This is a genomic window from Halolamina salina (genome assembly GCF_042678005.1).
GTDB lineage: Archaea > Halobacteriota > Halobacteria > Halobacteriales > Haloferacaceae > Halolamina > Halolamina salina.
Map to the genome: position 1 here is coordinate 863 of NZ_JBHUDH010000098.1, position 1235 is coordinate 2097.

A 1235-nucleotide genomic window follows, 5' to 3' on the forward strand; every position below is an offset into this window, starting at 1 on the left:
GGGGAGGGTCTCGGCGACCGACCGACAGCCCGGCGAGCAGAACGCCCCCTCGCGGTGCTCGGGGACGGGGCTGTCACAGAGGTCGCAGACGGACGGATCGGACACGGGCGAGGGTACGTCCCCGTGGCGTAAGCCCTGTCGGTTCGGGGACGAGGGTTAGCTCCGGTAGCGCTGCTCGATCACCGGGCCGGGGTCCTCGTACCCCTCGCGGTGGCGGAGACACCGGCTCTCCCGCTCCGTGCCGACCGCGTTGGCGTCGGGATGTTCCTCGGTGCAGACGCTGCCGAACGGCTCGTCCAGCCGCGTCGCGGCGCCGTCCTCGTCGCCGGCGCGGGCCATCTCCACGGCCTCGTACACGACCGACGCCGCGTCGTCGGGCATGTTCAGCGAGACGCCGTCGGCGGTCTCCTCGGCGTCGAACAGTTCGAGTAAGAGCTCGTCGACCGTCGACACGTCCTGGATCCCCAGGCGCTCTTTGACCACGTCGACGATGCTCTTCTCGGCGTTGGCGCGGGCCCGGAGCACCGAGTGGAGCTGGTCGAGCGCCTCCCAGTGCTCGCCGGAGACGCTGTACTCGTCGGGGCGGATCTTCGCCGGGCAGCGCGTGGAGAACCGACAGCCGGTCGGCGGGTCACGCGGGCTGGGCGGCGTCCCGCGCAGCGTGATGCGCTCGCCGGTCTCGACCAACGAGCCGGGGATCGCCGACAGCAGCGACTCGGTGTACGGGTGGGCGGGATCCTGGAACACCTCCTCGGTCGGCCCCAGCTCCATCACCTCGCCCAGATACATCACCGCCACGCGGTCGGCGATGTGTCGGACGACGCTCAGGTCGTGGGCGATGAACAGGAAGGTGAGACCGAGCTCCTCTTGGAGGTCCTCGAGGAGGTTGATGATCCGGGCCTGCACGCTCACGTCCAGCGCGCTGACAGGCTCGTCGAGCACGAGGAACCGCGGCTCGAGCGCGAGCGCGCGGGCGATGCCGACGCGCTGACTCTGCCCGCCGGAGAACTGGTGGGGGTAGCGGTAGAAGTGCTCCTCCTGCAGCCCCACCTGTTCGAGCAGGTAGCGCACGCGGTCCTCGCGCATCTCCGAGGCGTGTTTGGTCACCTCGACGCGCACCTCGGCCTCGTCGGTCTCGACGTCCACGTCGTCGATCGACAGCGGGGCGTCCTCGCGGACGGTGACGCTGTCGTCGACGCCGACGGTGGTGTCGGGTCGCTCGCCCTCCTCGGCGC

General features: G+C 70.6%; 1 protein-coding gene. It reads right to left on the reverse strand.

Annotated features, from left to right (window positions below; genetic code table 11):
- Positions 1–156 precede the first annotated feature (156 nt).
- Positions 157–1235, reverse strand: a 1079-nt coding sequence (locus ACFR9S_RS09110) for an oligopeptide/dipeptide ABC transporter ATP-binding protein (RefSeq protein ID WP_379818467.1), incomplete at its 5' end; no start/stop codon positions are given.